This window comes from Microcella sp., assembly GCF_051860105.1.
GTDB lineage: Bacteria > Actinomycetota > Actinomycetes > Actinomycetales > Microbacteriaceae > Microcella.
Genome location: NZ_JBHYEO010000015.1, coordinates 49,312 through 67,840, shown reverse-complemented (window position 1 = coordinate 67,840; position 18,529 = coordinate 49,312). Strand labels below are relative to the sequence as shown.

Genomic DNA, 18,529 nt, shown 5'->3' with positions numbered 1-18,529 from the left:
GGAGGCGGCGGCGGCGGAACCTGCCGCCCCCGCGCCGGCCGCGCCGGCTGCCGTGCCCTCCGTGCTGCCCGCCGACGACTCCGGCGCTCGCCGCTTCGTGAGCCCGCTCGTGCGGCGCCTCGCCCGCGAGCACGGCCTCAGCCTCGAGAGCGTCGTCGGCTCGGGCCCGGGCGGCCGCATCGTGCGCCGTGACGTGCAGGCGCTGCTCGCCGGGGCGCCCGCCGCGGCGACGACGGCTGTCGCGGCCCCGGCGGCATCCCCCGCCCCGCCGGTCATGTCGTCGCCCGCGGGCCTCGAGCCCGAGCTCATCCCGACCTCGCGCATGCGCAAGACCATTGCGCGCCGCTTGACCGAGAGCAAGAGCACGGTTCCGCACTTCTACCTCACGGCCGACTGCCGGGTCGACCGCCTGCTCGAGCTGCGGCGCGAGATCAATGCGATCGACGGTGTCAAGATCTCGGTCAACGACCTCGTCGTCAAGGCGGTCGCCGCGGCGTTCATCGACGTTCCCGAGGCCAATACGACGTGGACCGACGAGGGCATGCTGCGCCACCGCACGGCCGACATCGCGATCGCCGTCTCGCTCGACGACGGCCTCGTGACCCCCGTCGTGCGCGGCGTCGAGTCGGTGAGCGTCACTGCGCTCTCGGCCGCCATCACCGACCTCGCGACGCGCGCGCGCAGCGGCGGACTCAAGCAGCACGAGATCGAGGGCGGCAGCTTCGCCGTCTCGAACCTCGGCATGTTCGGCACGCAGTCGTTCAGCGCGATCATCAATCCGCCGCAGGCTGGCATCCTCGCCGTCGGTGCGGCCCGCCCGGCACCGGTCGTCGTCGACGGCGCCCTCGAGGTGGGCACGGTCATGACCGTCACGCTCTCGGCCGACCACCGGGTGCTGGATGGCGCGCTCGCCGCGCGCTGGCTCGCCGCTTTCGTCGCCCGCATCGAGAACCCGGTGTCGATCCTCGCCTGAGCGCTCCTGCGCTCCTGCAAAGAACGCACGTTCTTTCACCCGTCATGGGTGGGATGACGCCGGTTGAGCACCTCGAAAGCGATACTGTTCCCCTGTTTGCTGTTCCAGCCGAACGGGAGTGTTCATGAAGATCGCCATCCGGCGCGAGCCCATCGAGGGGGAGCGCCGCGTCGCGGCCACCCCCGCGGCCGTCGCCCAGTACGTCGCCGCGGGCTACGCGGTGACGGTGCAGAAGGGGGCCGGCGTCGCCGCGGGCTACGCTGATGCCGCCTACGCCGAGGCGGGGGCCGAGCTCGCGGTGAGCATCCCGCTGTCGACGGTCAATGTGCTGGCGCACGTCCGCCCGCTCGACCCGGCGACGATCGCGAAGCTGCCGAAGGGCGCCATCACGGTCGGCTTCGCCTCCCCTGCGAGCGAGCTCGACGCCGTGCAGGCGCTCGCCGACCGCGGGGTGACCGCATTCTCGCTCGAGTTGATCCCGCGCATCTCTCGCGCGCAGTCGATGGACGCGCTCACGTCGCAGGCGCTCGTCGCCGGCTACCGCTGCGTGCTCGAGGGCGCGATGCGCTTCCCGCGCTTCCTGCCCCTCTTCATGACGGCGGCTGGCACCATCCCGCCCGCGCGCGTGCTCGTGCTCGGGGCCGGTGTGGCCGGCCTGCAGGCGATTGCGACGGCGAAGCGCCTCGGCGCCAAGGTCTCGGCCTACGACGTGCGCTCGGCCTCGGCCGACGAGGTGCAGTCGATGGGCGGCACGTTCATCCACCTCGACCTCGATGCGGCAGCTGATGCCGCGGGCGGCTACGCCAAAGAGCTCGCCGCCGACCGCGCCGACCGGCAGCGCGAGCTGCTCGCGCCCTACGTCGCCGAGGCCGATCTCATCGTGACCACGGCCGCCATCCCTGGTCGTCCTGCACCGCGTCTGATCACGGCGTCGATGGTGCAGGGCATGGCGCCCGGCTCGATCATCGTCGACCTCGCCGCCGAGACCGGTGGCAACGTCGAGGGGGCGAAGCCCGGCGAAGACGTGGTGGTGCCCGTCACGGGCGGCCACGTCACGATCGTCGGCATGAAAGACGCGGCGTCGACGATGCCCTTCGACGCCTCGCGTCTGCTCGGCCAGAACATCGCCAACCTCGTCGCGCTCATGACGCGCGACGGGGCGCTCGTGCCCGACCTCGACGACGAGGTCGTTGCGGGTGCGTGCCTCACCCACGAGGGGGCGGTGCGGCACGAGCCGACCGCCGCCGCCATCGCCGACCGGAAGGGCGCGAACTGATGGACCCCATCACCCTGCTGACTTTCTTCGTGCTGTCGGTGTTCGTCGGCTTCGAGGTCGTCTCGAAGGTGTCGAGCACCCTGCACACTCCGCTCATGTCGGGCGCCAATGCCATCCACGGCATCATCCTCGTCGGAGCCGTCATCGTCGCCGGGCAGGCGGAGAGCATCCCGGTGCTCGTCGTCGCCCTCATCGCGGTGCTGCTCGCGACCGTCAACCTGGTCGGCGGCTTCGTCGTCACCGACCGCATGCTCGAGATGTTCGGCGGCCGCAAGCCCGCCGCCGCGAAGGATCGCGAGGAGTCGAAGTGATCGTGCTCAGCCCCGAGTGGACCGCCCTGCTGTACCTGGTCGCGGCCGTCTGCTTCATCCTCGCCCTCAAGGGCCTCAGCTCGCCGAAGTCGGCGCGGCGCGGCAACCTCATCGGCGCGTTCGGCGCGCTGCTGGCCATGGTCGTGGTGTTCCTCTCGACCGAGCTCGACAACGTCGCGCTCATCCTCGGCGTCATCGCGGTCGGAACCCTCATTGCCGTTCCCGCCTCGCGCCTGGTCAAGATGACCCAGATGCCGCAGCTCGTCGCCCTGTTCAACGGCGTCGGCGGCGGTGCCGCGGCGCTCGTCGCCCTGCTCGAGCTGCCGATCGTCGCCGACGAGCTCGGCGCCGTCATCGCCGTCGCGTTCACGGTGCTCGTCGGTGCGGTGTCGTTCTCGGGCTCGGCGATCACCTTCGCCAAGCTGCAGGAGCTCATGCCGACCCGCCCGATCGTGTTCCCGGGCGCCCCCGTCGTCATCTCGCTCGTCGCCCTCGGCTCGCTCGCGAGCGCCGTGTGGCTCGTGCTCACGGCCGATGCGACCGCCGCCTACGTGCTGCTCGCGTTCGGCACCGCGCTCGGAGTGCTCGTCGTGCTGCCGGTCGGTGGCGCCGATGTGCCGATCGTCATCTCGCTGCTCAACGCCTTCACGGGCCTGACGGTGGCCGCGTCGGGCCTCGTGCTCGGCAACACCCTGCTGCTCGTCGCGGGCACGCTCGTCGGAGCATCGGGCACCATCCTCACGCGGGCGATGGCCTCGGCCATGGGACGCAGCGTGACGGGCACCCTGTTCGGCGCGTTCCGCGGCGGGTCGACCGCCGGCTCGACCGCGCAGAGCGACCGGCCCGTGCGCAGCTCGAGCGCGGAGGACGTCGCCATCCTGCTCGGCTACGCCCAGCGCGTCATCGTGGTGCCCGGCTACGGCCTCGCCGTCGCCCAGGCGCAGCACACGATGGCCGAGCTCGCCACGACGCTCGAGGCGAAGGGCATCGAGGTCGTTTTCGGCATCCACCCCGTCGCCGGTCGCATGCCCGGCCACATGAACGTGCTGCTCGCCGAGGCGAACGTGCCCTACGAGGTGCTCGCCGAGATGGACGAGGTGAACCCGCAGTTCAAGAACTGCGACGTCGCCCTCGTCGTCGGTGCCAACGACGTCGTGAACCCGGCCGCGAAGACCTCGCCCGGCTCGCCGATCTACGGCATGCCGATCCTCGACGTGGCCTCGGCCCGCCAGGTGGTGTTCCTCAAGCGCTCCATGCGCCCCGGCTTCGCCGGCATCGAGAACGACCTGCTCTTCGAGCCGCAGACGACCCTGCTGTTCGGTGACGCGAAAGACTCGCTCACGAAGGTTCTGACGGCCGTCAAGAACCTGTAGCGGGCGGATGCTCGACCGATCGCCGCGCGGAGCCCTCGGGCCCGCGCGGCGATCGCGTTCAGACCTTGTCGCGCCAGCTGCCGGTCGGGGCGTCATCACCCTCGACGATGACGATCTCGCTCGTGTCGAGCGCGGGCAGCGAGATCGTCTCGGTGGGTGGGGCGATCATCGTCGCCTCGTCGCGCCGGTGCCGCAGCACGGTGTCGATATACGAGCTGAGCGCCTCCGCGAGCGGGATCGCCCGGCCCTCGTTCTGCGAGAGGTACCAGCGATGCTCGAGCAGTTGGTGGAACATCTCCGGCGTCTCGAGCTTGCCGCGCAGGTCTTTCGGAATGGCGCGCACGACGGGCTCGAACACACGCACGAGCCACTCGTGGGCGACCACCTCCTCGTCGGCCTCCCGATCGGGGTAGTTGGATGCCGCATACGAATCGAGATCGTTGAGCAGGCGGCGGGCCTGGTTCTCCTCCGCGTCGATGCCGGTCAGCCGCAGCAACCGTCGCGTGTGATGGCCCGCATCCACCACCTTGGGGCGGATGCGCACCTCGGTGCTGTCGCCGTCCGTCGTGATCGCGAGCTCCTCGATGTCGAAGCCGAGGTCGTTGAGGCGCTCGACGCGCTGATTGATGCGCCAACGCTCCGAGCGGTCGAACGACTCCCAGCCGGTCAGCTCCTTCCAGAGCGAGCGGTAGGCCTCGATGATGCCGTTGCTCGTCGCGATCGCGTCGACCCTCTCGTCGAGGCGACCGCCCGCTTCGAGGTCGAGCAGCTCGCCGGCGATGTTGACCCGCGCGATCTCGAGGTCGTTCTCGCGCTGGCCGTTCGAGAGGCCGCCCTCGTAGAGCTGGCCGGTCTCGGCGTCGACGAGGTAGGCGGCGAAGGCGCCGGCGTCGCGGCGGAAGAGGGTGTTCGAGAGCGAGACGTCGCCCCAGAAGAAGCCGATGATGTGCAGCCGCACGAGCAGCAGGGCCAGGGCGTCGACGAGCCGCGTGGCCGTGTCGGGCCGGAGCGTCTGCGAGTAGAGCGCTCGATAGGGCAGCGAGAACCGCAGGTGCCGCGTGACCAGCACGGGCATGAGCTCCTCGCCCTCGCTGCTGACGCGGCCCGTGATGACGGCGACGGGTTCGACGCACGGGATGTCGAGGCGCTGGAGCGTGCGCAGCATGTCGTACTCGCGGCGCGCCATCTCCTCCGTGGTCTCCTTGACGGCGACCACGAAATCGCTCATGTGCACGAACCGCACGAGGTGGCGCGAGATGCCCTTCGGCAGCGAGGCGATCGCGTCGTCGGGCCACAGCTCGAGCGGCAGCTGCCAGGGCAGATCGAGCAGCGCCGGGTCGGTGAGGGCCGAGGTGATCGAGAGCGAGGCGCTCATGCGGGGCTCCTGTCGCGGAAGGTGGGGCCGGCAGCGGGGCAAAAGCGACGAGGGCGGGGTGCTGATTCAGCACGCCCGCCCTCGCCGGTGGATCACGCGGCGTCTCAGCTCGCGACGGGCTCCTTGTTCAGGCGCAGACCCGACGCCGTGTCGAACACGTGCACGTGCTTGGCCTCGGGGGTGATGTAGACCGTGTCGCCGGCGTGCGGGTGCACGCGGCCGTCGACGCGGGCGACGATGTCGACGCGCTGGCCCTGCACCTCGGTCTTGCCGTAGAGGTAGCCGTCGGCGCCGAGCTCTTCGACGATCTCGACCTCGACGGGCAGACCGTCGCCGCTCGTGCTCACGATCATGTCCTCCGGGCGAACGCCGACCGTGACGATCTTCTCGCTCGTCGACGACAGCACGTCGCGCTCGACCGGTGCGATGGCCGTGCCGAACTTGACGCCGCCATCGGCGACCTCCGCCGGGAACAGGTTCATCGCGGGGGAGCCGATGAAGCCGGCGACGAAGACGTTGTTCGGGGTCTCGTACAGGTCGCGCGGGCTGCCGACCTGCTGCAGGATGCCGTCCTTCAGCACCGCGATGCGGTCGCCCATCGTGAGGGCCTCGGTCTGGTCGTGCGTGACGTAGACCGTGGTGACGCCGAGGCGGCGCTGCAGCGAGGCGATCTGCGTGCGGGTCTGCACGCGGAGCTTGGCGTCGAGGTTCGACAGCGGCTCGTCCATGAGGAACACCTGGGGCTGGCGAACGATCGCGCGGCCCATGGCGACGCGCTGACGCTGGCCGCCGGAGAGGGCCTTCGGCTTGCGGTCGAGGTAGGGCTCGAGGTCGAGCAGCTTGGCGGCCTCGAGCACGCGCGTGGCCCGCTCATCCTTGTTGATGCCGGCGATCTTGAGAGCGAAGCCCATGTTCTCGGCGACCGTCATGTGCGGGTAGAGCGCGTAGTTCTGGAACACCATCGCGATGTCGCGGTCTTTCGGGGGAACGTCGGTGACGTTGCGCTCGCCGATGAAGATGTTGCCGTCGTTGACCTCTTCGAGGCCCGCGAGCATGCGGAGCGAGGTCGACTTGCCGCAGCCCGAGGGGCCGACGAGCACGAGGAACTCGCCATCGGCGATGTGCAGGTCGAGCGCGTCGACCGCGGGAACCGTGGACCCCGGGTAGAGACGGGTGGCCTTGTCAAAGGTCACTGTAGCCATGCTGATCTTCTCCTTCACCGGCAGGTACGTGCCGGACGATCCGTAGTGAATGGATATGCCAAGAGGCGTGGTGGGCGTCATCGACCACCGCGGCCCAGTATGCCACCTCCGTCGACCGCGGCCCACTCGGGCGACCGCCTGGCACCTCCACAGGACCGCGTCGTACTATCGAGGCGGGGCGCCGCGTGCGCCCTTCACCGTGTCCCGGGGCCGGACGGCCCCGACGTCGAATGAGGTTCCATGAGCGACCAGCGATCCGCGCACGAGCGGCCCTCGAAGAACGAGCGGCGCGCCGAGGCCCGTGAGAAGGCTCGTCAGCTGCGCCAGGAGCAGCAGAAGAAGGAGCGCCGCACGCGCCTGCTGCTGCAGGGCGGGGTCGCGCTCGCGGCCGTGGCCATCATCGCGGTCATCGCCCTCGTGCTCGTCAACTCGGTGCGCCCCGAAGGACCGGGCCCGCGCAACATGGCGAGCGACGGCATCCGCATCGGTCAAGACTTCGCGGCCGTGCCGACCCCCGCCCTGCCCGTGGGAGACCGACCCGTCGTCTCGGAGGCCAACCCCGACGGCGTCGTCGACATCCAGATCGTCATCGACTACCTCTGCCCCATCTGCGGCGAGTTCGAGGCGACCAACGGCGAGTTCATCGCAACGCTCGTCGAGTCGGGCGCCGCGACGGTCGAGTACCGACCGATCGCCATCCTCACGAGCCGATCCGCCGGCACCGAGTACTCGCTGCGCGCCGCCAACGCGGCGGCCTGCGTCGCCAACTACAGCCCCAACTCCTTCTTCGAGTTCAACGCGAGCCTGTTCGCCGAGCAACCCGAGGAGGGCACGCCGGGCCTCGACGACGCGCGACTCATCGAGCTCGCCGGGGATGTCGCGACCACGGCCGGGGGCATCGAGGAATGCATCACCGAGCGCACCTTCGCGTCGTGGGTGAAGGCCGCGACGACCCGCGCCCAGACCGGGCCGCTCGCCATCCGCGACGTCGAGATCGAGGGCATCGTCGGAACCCCGACGGTCTTCGTCAACGGCAAGGTCTACGAGTACAGCTACCCGTTCGACCAGGGGGAGTTCGCGCAGTTCGTGCTCCAGGCTGCGGGTGACGAGTTCTCGACCAACCCGACGCCGACCCCCACCCCGACTCCGACGCCCTAGCGCCGGTAGTCTGACAGGCGGGCATCGTGCCCTGGCCGCCACCGCGGCCACGCCGACTTGGCGCAATTGGTAGCGCACCCGACTTGTAATCGGGCGGTTAGGGGTTCGAGTCCCCTAGTCGGCTCTCCGTCGCGACGCGTTGCGTCGCGGGGTTCGAGTCCCGCAGTCGGCTCTCCGTCGCGACGCGTTGCGTCGCGTAGCGAGCCGGGTTGCTGTCTGTCGCGACGCGATGCGTCGCGCCCGCAGTCGGCTCTCCGTCGCGACGCGCTGCGTCGCGGGCAAACCTCCTTCACGGGCACTCCGAATCGGCAATACCCCCGACCGGGGGCGGAAATCGTGCGACACACCCCCACTTCGCGGGGCATTCGTTCGTTTTTCGACTATGTCCGCTTGGTGGTACGCCGAGTCGGGCCTAGCGTGAAACCAGACAGCCGGGGGGCTGTCGAGACCACACGTTCGGGGGGTGTCACGTGTTGCGTTCTGTCTATGCCGGATCCGCGCTGACCGCGGTGATGCTGGTCGTCATGCCCTTCCTGGGCGCCGCGGACAACGCCGCAGAAGGCCTGGCAACGACCGGTTCCGGAAGCAGCGCTCCGGTGATCACCGCGGCCGGCAGCCGCGACGACGACTCGGCCGTTCCTCTCGTCGAGTACATCGAGCGCCGCGCGGCGGCCGATGCGCAGTCGGAGGGCGACGAGACCTCCGATGGCGAGCACACGGCCCAGGCGCCGGTCGAGCCCGGCTCGGGCTCCGGGGCGAGCGGCGCCGCCACGAACGGCGCGACGGGCTCCGGGTCCACGGCGTCGGGCGGATCGGGCGGCACCAGCGGCGGCGGCACGAGCGGCGGCGGCACGAGCGGCGGCGGCTCGACGCCCGCACCGAGCGCGCCCGCGGCCCCGCCGCCTCCGGCCCCTCCTGCCGCACCCGCCTGCCCCGCCGCGATCGGCGGATCGACGCCCGGCGCTCCCAGCCGCGCCTCGGCACTCGGTGTCGCCGGCACGACGTCGGCCGACCTGCAGGCGTTCGCCCAGCAGTACAACGCGATCCGCGTCGCGAACTGCCTGGCACCCGTGCCCTTCTCGAACTTCCGCTTCGACAGCTGCATGGAGGACCGCCTGTTCTGGATGGCGGAGGACCCGTCGACCGACCCGATGAGCGCCTGGGGCCACATCGGATCGCAGCGGAGCGACGGTGTTCCGAGCGTCGGCTGCGATGGCAACCTCGCCGGCGGCTCGGGCAACACCGGTGCGACGGTCGCGCAGAAGTGGTGGGACTCGAGCGGCCACCGTGCCTCCCTCTACAAGCCGACCTACACCGGCGGCACCGGCGGCGTCTGCATCCTGTTCGCGATGACGCACGGCGGCGTGCCGAACGAGCCCTACTCCTTCACCCGCGCGGCCGCGCGCTGGGTGAGCTGCTGAGCGGAGACGGATCATGCGCATGGGGGGAATGGACTATCGCACGACCACCGCGATCGCGGCGCTCGCCGTCGTTATCGGGCTCGCCGTTCCGGTTGTGAGCGCACCGGGATCGACCGGTGCCGGCGTGCCGAGCTCCGCGTCGGCCGGGGCGACGATCGAGTCGTCGTCGTCGATCGACGGCGCCGCAGGCTCCGCCGATCTGCAGGTGGTGCCCACGGCTGAGCCCGCTGCGACGCCGTTCGTGCCCGTGGCTCCGGAGACGCCCGTCGCGAGCGCGCAGCCGCAGCCCGAGCGCACCGGCTCGGGCGCGGTCTCGAGCGCGACAACCTCGGTCACTGCCGCCCGTCCCGCAGCGGCGGCGCCGGACCGGCCGCTCGCCGCCCAGCCCGCACCGATCACGGTGGCCACGCCGACGCCGACTCCCTCGATCAGCAGCGGCTGCCCGTCCGCGATCTCCGGCTCCACCCCCGGGGCGCCGAGCCGCGCCTCGTCGCTGGGGGTGGCTGGCACCACGTCGGCCGACCTGCAGTCGTTCGCCGTCGCCTACAACGCCATCCGCGTCGCCAACTGCCTGGCGCCCGTGCCGTTCTCGAACATCCGCTACGACAGCTGCATGGAAGATCGCCTGTTCTGGATGGCGGAGGACCCGTCGACCGACCCGATGAGCGCCTGGGGTCACATCGGCTCGGTGCGGAGCGACGGTGTTCCGAGCGTCGGCTGTGATGGCAACCTCGCCGGCGGGACGGACAACAGCGGTGCCACCGTCGCCCAGAAGTGGTGGGACTCGAGCGGCCACCGCGCCTCGCTCTACAAGCCCACCTACACCGGTGCGACCGGGAACGTCTGCGTGCTGTTCGCGATGACCCACGGCGGCGTGCCGAACGAGCCCTACTCCTTCACCCGCGCGGCCGCGCGCTGGGTCAGCTGCTGACCCGGGCGGGGCGCGCCTCGATAGGCTGACGCCACCGGGCGCCACGGCGGCAACCGGTGAAGGAGCCGCTCGTGAGCACTGCACTGCGCTGGGGAATCCTGGCCACCGGGCATATCGCCCGCGCCTTCGCCCGCGATCTCGGGGATGCGCGGTTCACGATCACCGCGGTCGGGTCGCGTGCGCCCGGAGCGGCGGAGGCCTTCGCGGCCGAGTTCGGCATCCCGAACCCGCACGGCAGCTACGAGCAGCTCGTGGCCGACCCCGAGGTCGACGTGATCTACGTCGCGACGCCCCACCCCTTCCACGTCGACGCGGCCCTTCTCGCGATCGACGCCGGTAAGCACGTGCTCATCGAGAAGCCGCTGACCCTGAACCGAGCGGAGGCGCAGCGCATCGCCGATCGGGCAGCCGAGCGGGGCGTCATCGCCATGGAGGCGATGTGGACCCGGTTCCTGCCGCACATGGTGCACCTGCGTGAACGGATCGCGGCAGGTGCCATCGGCGAGGTGCGCACCGTCATCGCCGACCACACGCAAGCGCTGCCGACCGACCCCGAGCACCGACTGCAGAATCCGGCGCTCGGCGGAGGGGCCCTGCTCGACCTCGGCATCTACCCGGTGTCGTTCGCCGTCGACGTGCTCGGACTGCCGACGAGCATCCTCGCCCACGCCGCGATGACGCCCACGGGTGTCGACCGGCAGACGGCGATGATCTTCGGCTACGACGACGGGCGTCAGGCGGTGCTGCAGTGCGCACTCGACACGGCGGGCTCGAACCGCGCGATCGTGCTCGGCACGGCCGGAGCGATCGAGCTCGATCGCGTCTGGTACACGCCCACGGTGCTCACCCGGTACGACCGCGACTGGACGGTCGTCGAGCGGTTCGAGCAGCCGGTCGCCACGCGCGGCATGCACTTCCAGGCCGCCGAGCTCGAGCGCCGAGCGGCGGGCGAGCCGCCCTCGTCGCTGCCGATCGACGAGTCGGTCGCCATCATGGGCGTGCTCGACGAGGTGCGCGGCCTCATCGGATTGCGCTATCCCGGAGAGTAGCTCGCGGAAGCGCTCGGTATCATGACCCCATGACCGAGCCCGAGCAGCCGCTGAGCCGACGCGCTCTGCGCGACGCGAAAGCGGGTCGCCGCGTCTCGCCCGCGAGCGTTCCGGCCGACGCGGTGCCGAATGCCGTTGTCGCTGAGGGGGAGACCGCCGCAGCGGACGCCGCGTCGCGGGGCGGTATCGGTGCCTTCGTGAAGCGGCACCCGCGCGCCGTGCTCACCACGGCCCTCTCCGTGGGCTTCCTGCTGCTCGCGACCGGAGCGCTGTTCGCCGGGGTGTCGGTCGGCTCAGCCGCCGCCGTCGAGCCCGAGCCCGTCGTGACGGCGACCCCCGAGCCCGAGCCTCGGCCGGTGCCCGACACGATCGCCGCACCGAGCCGCCTGCGCACCTGCTCGATCGACGCCCTCGCCCTCGACGAACGCCTCACGACGCTCTACGGCTCGGTCATCAACGCGAGCACGGGCGAACTGCTGTGGGATCGCCAGGCCGCGACACCGGTGCGCACGGCCAGTGTGCTCAAGGTGCTGACGGCCGCTGTCGCCCTCTCGGCGCTCGGCCCCGACTACCGCCTCACGACTCGCGTGGTCGCTGGCACGACTCCCGGGTCGGTCGTGCTCGTGGGTGGCGGTGATGCGACCCTCAGCCGCCTTCCCCCCGGTCAGGAGAGCGTCTACCCCGGTGCCCCGAAGCTGGATGATCTGGCGGCGCAGACGGTCGCGGCCTACGCCGCGGCGAACCCGGACGCGCCCGGCATCACCGAGGTCGTGCTCGATTCGACCTACTGGAACAGCGCCGACAAGTGGGATTCGTCGTGGGCGCGTAGCGAGCAGACGATCGGCTATCACTCCGAGGTCACCGCGCTGCAGGTCGACGGCGACCGCGACAACCCGGCGCGCACGACGAGCCCGCGCTCGACCGACCCGGTCGCGAGGGCGGGGCAGGCGTTCGCCCAGGCGCTCGCCAATGCCGGGAACCCTGCCGGAGTGCCGACGATCACCGTCGGCGCGGCCGTGGCCACGACCGTGCTCGGCCAGGTGCAGTCGCAGCCCGTCTCGACCCTCATCGGGCAGATGCTGCCGAACAGCGACAACACGTTGGCCGAGATGCTCGCCCGGGTCTCGTCGCGCGCCATCGGTCTCGACGGCTCAGCTGCCTCGCTCAACCAGACGTTCACGGGCGTGTTGAACACCTACGGCGTGCCGACGACCGGCATCAGCATCCGCGACGGATCGGGGCTCAGCGACCTCAACGCCGTGCCCCCCCAGTATGTGGCCCAACTCTTCGTCGTCATCAACGGCGGCGGGCAAAATCTGGGTGTCATCACGAACGCGCTACCGGTCGCGGGGGTCAGCGGCGGCCTCGCCAATCGCTTCACCGGGGCGAACGCCGTCGCCCGTGGAGCCGTTCTGGCCAAGACCGGATGGATCGACACCTCGTACTCGCTCGCCGGCATCGTGCGTGCCGCTGATGGATCGGTACTGACCTTCTCCTTCCACGCCATCCGCGACGGCATCGCGGAGAACGCGCGGGCGGCGCTCGACACGCTCACGACGGGCGTGTTCACCTGCGGCGACAACCTCTCGAACAACTGACCCGCACCGGAGGCGACATGGCCCGCGCGCTCGTGATCATCGATGTGCAGAACGACTTCACGGAGGGCGGTGCGCTCGGGGTGGCGGGCGGGGCCGCCGTGGCCGTCGCGATCACGGAGCACCTGCGCGACAACCCTGACGCCTACGACGTCGTCATCGCATCGCGCGACTGGCACGATGCCGACAACGACAACGGCGGCCACTTCGCGGTGTCGAGCGCGCCCGACTTCGTCGACACCTGGCCGCCGCACTGCGTCGCGGGCACCGAGGGGGCCGAGTACCACCCCGCGATCGACACGGGGCTCATCGACATCCACGTGCGCAAAGGCCAGGGTGTTCCGGCGTACTCGATCTTCGAGGGCGTGACCGACGACGGCCGCGGGATCGTTTCAGCGCTCGACGATCTCGGCGTCACCGACGTCGACGTCGTCGGCATCGCGACCGACTACTGCGTGCGGGCGTCGGCGCTGGATGCCCTCGGCGCCGGTCGGCGCGTGCGCGTGCTCACCGACCTCATCGCGGGGGTCGCCGCCGACTCGAGCGCGGCGGCTCTGCGCGAGCTCGCCGCCGCGGGCGCGACGGTCGAGCCGTCCGCCTCCTGATCGCCCCGTCGGTCAGACGAGCAGCTGGTGCTTCGCGAGCTCGCGGTAGAGCGGTGTCGAGGCGACGAGCTCGCTGTGGGTTCCCACGCCGACGACCCGCCCGTGATCGAGCACGACGATCTGGTCGCTGTCGACGACCGTCGAGAGCCGGTGCGCGATGACGATGAGCGTGCGGTCTTCGGCCACAGCGTCGATCGCCTCGCGCATGCGCTGCTCGTTGACGCCGTCGAGCGATGACGTCGACTCGTCGAGCAGCAGGATCGGCGGGGCCGCCAGCAGCGCGCGAGCGATCGCCAGTCGCTGGCGCTCGCCGCCCGACAGCATGACGCCGTCCTCCCCGACCTGCGCATCCAGCCCCCGCTCGTCGCGGTCGAGCACCTCGTCGAGGTTGACCGACCGCAGAACGGCGACGCACTGCTCGTCGGTCGCACCAGGCGTGCCCAGCAGCAGGTTGTCGCGCAGGGTGCCGGCGAGCACGGGGGCGTCTTGCTCGACGTAGCCGATGCGGCCGCGCAGCTCGGTGCGGTCGAGGCCGCGGATGTCGTCGCCACCCATGCGGATCGCCCCCGCCGTGGGGTCGTAGAACCGCTCGATGAGCGAGAGCACCGTGCTCTTGCCGGCACCGCTCGGCCCGACGAGGGCGGTGCGCGAGCCGACCGGAACGCTGAAGCTGACCCCGGCGAGAACTGTCTTGTCACGAGGATGCTCGCCCACGACCTCGGCGATCACCTTCTCCTCTTCGGTGCGGTGCGCCGCCTCCGGGTACCGGAAGTGCACATCGTCGAACTCGACCGCCGCGCGCGAGGCGGTGGACGCGGCGGGCACGACCTCGGCGTCGCCCTCGCTCTCGCTCGGCAGGCCGATGATCTCCTGGATGCGACCGAGAGCGCCGAGCGCCGCGTTGACGCTCGTGATGGCGCCGAAAGCCTGCCCGAGCGGGCCGATCAGCAGGAACAGGAACAGGATGAAGGCGACGAGGTCAGCCACCCCGATGGCCCCCGACGCGACGCGGAAGCCGCCCACCCCGAGCACGACGAGGAACGACACCTGCAACGCGATCGACGAGATCGGCACGACGAGCGCCGAGATCTTCGCGACCTTGATGCCCTGCTCCCACGCGCCGACCGCGTTCTGCTCGACGACGGCGATCTCGCGCTCGGTCGCGTTCGCCGCGCGCACCGTGCGCACCGATGAGATCGAGCGCTCGACGGCCGCGGCGAGGTCGCCGACCTTCTCCTGCGCCTTGCGGCTGGCGATGCGGATGCGCTGCGACAGCACCACGACCGTGACGACCGACGCGGCGATGACGAGCACGGTCAAGCCGAGCAGGGTCGGGTCGATGATGATCATGGCGATGAGCGCGCCCACGAAGGTGAGGCTGCCGCCGATGGCCTCGACCAGGCCCTGCGTGAGCACGGCCCGCAGCAGCGTCGTGTCGCTGCCGACCCGGCTGACCAGGTCGCCGGTGCGGCGCTGATCGAACTCGCTGATGGGCAGGTGGAGCATGCGCCGCACGAGAGCGCGGCGGCTCGAGAGCACGACTCCCTCGCCCGTGCGCTGCAGCAGGTAGTGCCCGAAGCCGCTCAGCAGCGCGCCGACGACGACGAGCGCCACGAGCAGGGCGACGAGCGGGCCGAGGTCGCCGTCGTTCTCCACCACGGTGATGACCTGACTGACGAGCAGCGGCTGCGCGAGCGAGGCGGCGGCGCCGAGCACGCTGATGACGATGACCCAGCCGAGCACCACCCGGTGCTCGAGCAGATACGGCAGCAGTTGACCGAAGGTGGCGCGCGGCCCGTCGTCGACGGGGCGGCCGAAACGGCGGCGGGGGGTCTCTGTTCTGGTCGTGCTCATGGCTCCATCCTGGCCGACCCATCCTCGGTGCCGACCGTGCAGCGGGGCTAGGCTCTTCTCTCGTGCCCCAGCCCGTCATCACCGCATCTGCCCTCACCAAGACCTACGGCGACTTCACGGCCGTCGACGGCATCGACTTCGAGGTGGCTCCGGGTGAGAGCTTCGGCCTGCTCGGCCCCAACGGCGCGGGCAAGTCGACGACCATGCGCATGGTCGGGGCGGTGTCGACGCGCACGAGCGGCAGCCTGAGCATCCTGGGCCTCGACCCGAACGACCACGGCCCCGACATCCGCTCGCAGCTGGGTGTCGTGCCGCAGCAGGACAACCTCGATCAAGAGCTGCGCGTGCGCGACAACCTGCTCGTCTACGGTCGCTACTTCGGCCTGCCGCGCGCGGTCGTCGCCGAGCGGGCGGATGCGCTGCTCGAGTTCGCCCAGCTGACCGACCGCAAGAAGGCCAAGGTCGACGACCTCTCCGGCGGCATGAAGCGCCGCCTGACGATCGCGCGCGCGCTCATCAACGAGCCGCGCATCCTGCTGCTCGACGAGCCGACGACGGGCCTCGACCCGCAGGCGCGGCACATCCTGTGGGACCGCCTGTTCCGGCTCAAGGAGCAGGGCACGACGCTCGTGCTCACGACGCACTACATGGACGAGGCCGAGCAGCTGTGCGACCGCCTCGTCGTCGTCGACAAGGGCCAGATCATGGCCGAGGGCTCGCCCGCCGCGCTCATCCGCGAGTACTCGAGCCGCGAGGTGCTCGAGGTGCGGTTCGGCAGCGATAAGAACGCCGAGGCGGCGGAGCGCATGGCCGGGGTCGGCGAGCGCCTCGAGGTGCTGCCCGACCGCATCCTCGTCTACAGCGAGAACGGCGAGGCCGCGCTGGAGGCGATCACGCACATGGGGCTCGAGCCGATCACCTCGCTCGTTCGCCGCTCGAGCCTGGAGGACGTCTTCCTGCGCCTGACCGGGCGGAGCCTCATCGAATGACGGTTCAGACGACACGGCAGGATGCTCAGCGCGCGCTCGCCGCCGGCGCCGCCCCGCGCCGCTGGGGCTCGTGGTACATCGCCGAGCACCGCATCCGCGCCATGAAGGGCTACGCCGGCGACGCGATCTTCCAGAGCTTCGGCAACCCGCTGATCTACCTCTTCGCCCTCGGCGTGGGGCTCGCGAGCCTCGTGCCGCAGGGCATCGGTGACGTCAGCTACCTGCAGTTCGTCGCGCCCGCGCTCATGGCGACGGCGGCCATGACGGTCGCGGCGAACGAGACGAGCTACCCGATCATGATGGGGTTCAAGTGGAACCCGATCTTCTTCGGCATGAACGCCTCGCCCATCACGGGCGGGCAGATCGTCAACGGCATGATGATCCACATCGCGCTGCGCATCCTCGTGACGGTGGCGATCTACTTCGGCATCATCGTGCTGTTCGGCGCCGTGCCCTCGGGCCTCGGGTGGCTCGCGATCGTCGCCGCCACCCTCACGGGAATGGCGATCGGCGTCGTGCTCTCGACCTACACCTCGACGATCGAGGAGGACCGCGGGCAGATGGCCATGCTGCAGCGCTTCGGCATCACGCCGCTCTTCCTGTTCTCGGGCACCTTCTTCCCGCTCGAGCAACTGCCGATCTGGTTGCAGCCGCTCGGCTGGGCGTCGCCGCTGTGGCACGGCACCGAGCTGGGGCGCGTGCTGACCTACGGGGCGGAGGAGCCGATCTGGTTGACCGTCACCCACGTCGGCTACCTGACGACGCTCCTCATCGTCGGCCTGTGGGCCACGCGCCGGCACTTCGTGCGGAGGTTGAACAAGTGAGCGCCGCGAACCTGCCTGCTCCCGCCACGACGGCCGCCCCCGCCCTGCAGCCGCGCCGCAGTGCGCTGTACGCGGGCAACACCGGCGCGGTCATCCATCGCGGCCTGCTGGCGACCCGCAGCACGAACTACCTCGTCGTGCTCAGCGGGTTCTTCGAGCCGGTGTTCTACCTGCTCTCGCTCGGCATCGGCTTCGGTGCTCTCGTCGGCACCGTGCAGACCTCGACGGGCCAGGAGGTGCCGTACGCGGCTTTCATCGCCCCGGCGCTGCTCGCCGTCTCGGCCATGAACGGCGCCGTCTACGACTCGACGTGGAACGTGTTCTTCAAGCTCAACTACTCGAAGCTGTATCAGGGGATGCTCACGACCTCGCTCGGCCCGCTTGACGTGGCCCTCGGCGAGATCTTCCTGGCCCTGCTGCGGGGCGCGATGTATGCGCTCGGCTTCATGGTGATCATGCAGGCCTTCCGGCTCAACCTGGCCTGGACCGCCCTGCTCGCCCTGCCGGCCGTGCTGCTCATCGCGTTCGGTTTCGCGAGCCTCGGCATGGCCATCACGAGCTACATGAAGACCTTCCAGCAGATCGAGTGGGTCACGTTCATCATGCTGCCGATGTTCCTGTTCTCGGCGACGTTCTACCCGATCACGGTCTACCCCGAGGCGATCCAGTGGGTCATTCAGGCCTTGCCGCTGTGGCACGGCGTCGAGCTCGTGCGCGGCCTCACGACGGGCGCGCTCTCGAGCATGATGCTCGTGCACGTCGGCTACTACCTCGTCATGATCGCCATCGGCGTCGTCTTCACGACGAACCGGCTGCGCGCGCTCTTCCTGAAGTAGTGGAGAAGGATCCTCACCTGCGCTAACGTGCCGTCATGGAAGACGTTTCTGAGGTTGACTCGCTCCTTTTTGGGCTCACTCCTGACCAGTGGACGGAGTTCAACGGGATCGCTTCGAGCGTCACAGCTCTTGCTGCCGTGGTTGGTGTCTTTATTGCGCTCTGGGCAGTTGCGATCTCCAGAAAAGGATCACAGCTGGCCAAGAAGTCCGTCGATATCGCCCGGCGAACCGCCATGGAGGAGACCTTCATGTCGATGATGACCGCCGTCCGATCGTATGGGGCCGCGCTCTATCACTGGTCTGAGGGTGCCGGAATGGCTGGGTCGCGTGCCAACCAGCGAAGCCACGACGATCTCAACAGGATCTATGTCCAATTGCAGGCGGTTGAGCAAGAAGTCGGCCAGTTCAGACTCGGCGGGCTTCCTGCGTGGGATCACCACGTCCGGGGCAAGAAGGGCGTTGTGACGTTGGCGGCATCCACGGCTGCCCTGGAGTACATGATCGAGGACAGGTTTGCGCAAGCCCGCGATGCCCTCGCGCGTGCCGATGGTCAGGAAAGTGACTCCGCGGCAGAGCGCATCGATGCCCTACTGGAAGAGTACGTCCAAGGCTTCTACTCCAAACTCCTCCCCGGTCAGAGGGATGACGAGAAGCTCAGGGCTTCGCTCCGCGCGGCGTTCCGCTTTCAGCAGGATCAGGTCTGGGCCGACGAGATGGCGTCCGGTGCCACCGTTTCCCGACTGGAGGCTTCGCGGCA

General features: G+C 70.1%; 17 protein-coding genes and 1 tRNA gene. 15 read left to right on the top strand and 3 right to left on the bottom strand.

Annotated elements, in window-relative coordinates; all coding sequences use genetic code 11:
- The 4 genes from ACTIE9_RS09520 to ACTIE9_RS09505 all read left to right on the top strand — a co-directional run.
- On the top strand, nt 1-973 hold a 973-nt coding region (locus tag ACTIE9_RS09520; RefSeq protein WP_439565340.1), incomplete at its 5' end, for a dihydrolipoamide acetyltransferase family protein.
- A 124-nt stretch (nt 974-1,097) separates the two neighbouring features.
- Nucleotides 1,098-2,249, top strand: coding sequence for a Re/Si-specific NAD(P)(+) transhydrogenase subunit alpha (locus ACTIE9_RS09515; RefSeq protein WP_439565339.1), 1,152 nt, complete (start codon nt 1,098-1,100; stop codon nt 2,247-2,249).
- On the top strand, nt 2,249-2,560 hold the full coding sequence (locus ACTIE9_RS09510) for an NAD(P) transhydrogenase subunit alpha (RefSeq protein ID WP_439565338.1): 312 nt from the start codon (nt 2,249-2,251) through the stop codon (nt 2,558-2,560). Before ACTIE9_RS09515 ends, ACTIE9_RS09510 begins: the two co-directional genes overlap by 1 nt.
- Nucleotides 2,557-3,933 (top strand): NAD(P)(+) transhydrogenase (Re/Si-specific) subunit beta, encoded by a 1,377-nt coding sequence (locus ACTIE9_RS09505; protein WP_439565337.1) that lies wholly within the window; start codon nt 2,557-2,559, stop codon nt 3,931-3,933. Before ACTIE9_RS09510 ends, ACTIE9_RS09505 begins: the two co-directional genes overlap by 4 nt.
- Nucleotides 3,934-3,991: 58 nt before the next feature.
- Here ACTIE9_RS09505 and ACTIE9_RS09500 read toward each other — a convergent pair whose 3' ends face one another.
- Together ACTIE9_RS09500 and ACTIE9_RS09495 are read right to left on the bottom strand one after the other, a co-directional pair.
- Entirely contained in the window at nt 3,992-5,308 is a 1,317-nt protein-coding gene (locus ACTIE9_RS09500; RefSeq protein WP_439565336.1) for a DUF4032 domain-containing protein, read from the bottom strand.
- Between the two features lie 104 nt (nt 5,309-5,412).
- Nucleotides 5,413-6,510: an ABC transporter ATP-binding protein gene (locus ACTIE9_RS09495; protein ID WP_439565335.1), complete on the bottom strand. Its 1,098-nt coding sequence runs from the start codon at nt 6,508-6,510 to the stop codon at nt 5,413-5,415.
- Nucleotides 6,511-6,750: 240 nt separating this feature from the next.
- On the opposite strand from ACTIE9_RS09495, the gene ACTIE9_RS09490 reads away from it, so the two are divergent.
- The 7 genes from ACTIE9_RS09490 to ACTIE9_RS09460 all read left to right on the top strand — a co-directional run bounded on the left by ACTIE9_RS09490 (nt 6,751) and on the right by ACTIE9_RS09460 (nt 13,269).
- Nucleotides 6,751-7,668 (top strand): DsbA family protein, encoded by a 918-nt coding sequence (locus ACTIE9_RS09490; RefSeq protein WP_439565334.1) that lies wholly within the window; start codon nt 6,751-6,753, stop codon nt 7,666-7,668.
- A gap of 51 nt (nt 7,669-7,719) precedes the next feature.
- Nucleotides 7,720-7,792: transfer RNA gene (locus ACTIE9_RS09485), tRNA-Thr, on the top strand.
- Between the two features lie 346 nt (nt 7,793-8,138).
- The gene (locus tag ACTIE9_RS09480; protein ID WP_439565333.1) at nt 8,139-9,089 is read left to right on the top strand and encodes a hypothetical protein; all 951 of its coding nucleotides are present in this window, start codon (nt 8,139-8,141) and stop codon (nt 9,087-9,089) included.
- Nucleotides 9,090-9,102: 13 nt separating this feature from the next.
- Nucleotides 9,103-10,020, top strand: a complete 918-nt coding sequence (locus ACTIE9_RS09475) for a hypothetical protein (protein ID WP_439565332.1) — start codon at nt 9,103-9,105, stop codon at nt 10,018-10,020.
- A gap of 71 nt (nt 10,021-10,091) precedes the next feature.
- Nucleotides 10,092-11,069 (top strand): Gfo/Idh/MocA family protein, encoded by a 978-nt coding sequence (locus ACTIE9_RS09470; RefSeq protein WP_439565331.1) that lies wholly within the window; start codon nt 10,092-10,094, stop codon nt 11,067-11,069.
- Between the two features lie 29 nt (nt 11,070-11,098).
- On the top strand, nt 11,099-12,667 hold the full coding sequence (gene dacB / locus ACTIE9_RS09465; protein WP_439565330.1) for a D-alanyl-D-alanine carboxypeptidase/D-alanyl-D-alanine endopeptidase: 1,569 nt from the start codon (nt 11,099-11,101) through the stop codon (nt 12,665-12,667).
- Nucleotides 12,668-12,684: 17 nt separating this feature from the next.
- Nucleotides 12,685-13,269 carry an isochorismatase family protein gene (locus ACTIE9_RS09460; protein ID WP_439565329.1) on the top strand — a complete coding sequence of 195 codons (585 nt, stop codon included), beginning with the start codon at nt 12,685-12,687 and terminating at the stop codon, nt 13,267-13,269.
- A 12-nt stretch (nt 13,270-13,281) separates the two neighbouring features.
- Here the strand turns inward: ACTIE9_RS09460 and ACTIE9_RS09455 are convergent, their stop codons facing one another.
- Nucleotides 13,282-15,123 carry an ABC transporter ATP-binding protein gene (locus tag ACTIE9_RS09455; protein ID WP_439565328.1) on the bottom strand — a complete coding sequence of 614 codons (1,842 nt, stop codon included), beginning with the start codon at nt 15,121-15,123 and terminating at the stop codon, nt 13,282-13,284.
- Nucleotides 15,124-15,185: 62 nt separating this feature from the next.
- Between ACTIE9_RS09455 and ACTIE9_RS09450 the strand changes: the two genes are divergently transcribed.
- The 4 genes from ACTIE9_RS09450 to ACTIE9_RS09435 all read left to right on the top strand — a co-directional run.
- The gene (locus ACTIE9_RS09450; RefSeq protein WP_439565327.1) at nt 15,186-16,112 is read left to right on the top strand and encodes an ABC transporter ATP-binding protein; all 927 of its coding nucleotides are present in this window, start codon (nt 15,186-15,188) and stop codon (nt 16,110-16,112) included.
- Nucleotides 16,109-16,936: an ABC transporter permease gene (locus tag ACTIE9_RS09445; protein ID WP_439565326.1), complete on the top strand. Its 828-nt coding sequence runs from the start codon at nt 16,109-16,111 to the stop codon at nt 16,934-16,936. The genes ACTIE9_RS09450 and ACTIE9_RS09445 overlap by 4 nt, the downstream gene beginning before the upstream one ends.
- 11 nt (nt 16,937-16,947) lie before the next feature.
- Complete coding sequence (locus ACTIE9_RS09440; protein ID WP_439565341.1) at nt 16,948-17,772, top strand: ABC transporter permease; 825 nt, start codon at nt 16,948-16,950, stop codon at nt 17,770-17,772.
- A 35-nt stretch (nt 17,773-17,807) separates the two neighbouring features.
- Nucleotides 17,808-18,529: hypothetical protein (locus tag ACTIE9_RS09435; protein WP_439565325.1), on the top strand; the 722-nt coding region annotated here is incomplete at its 3' end.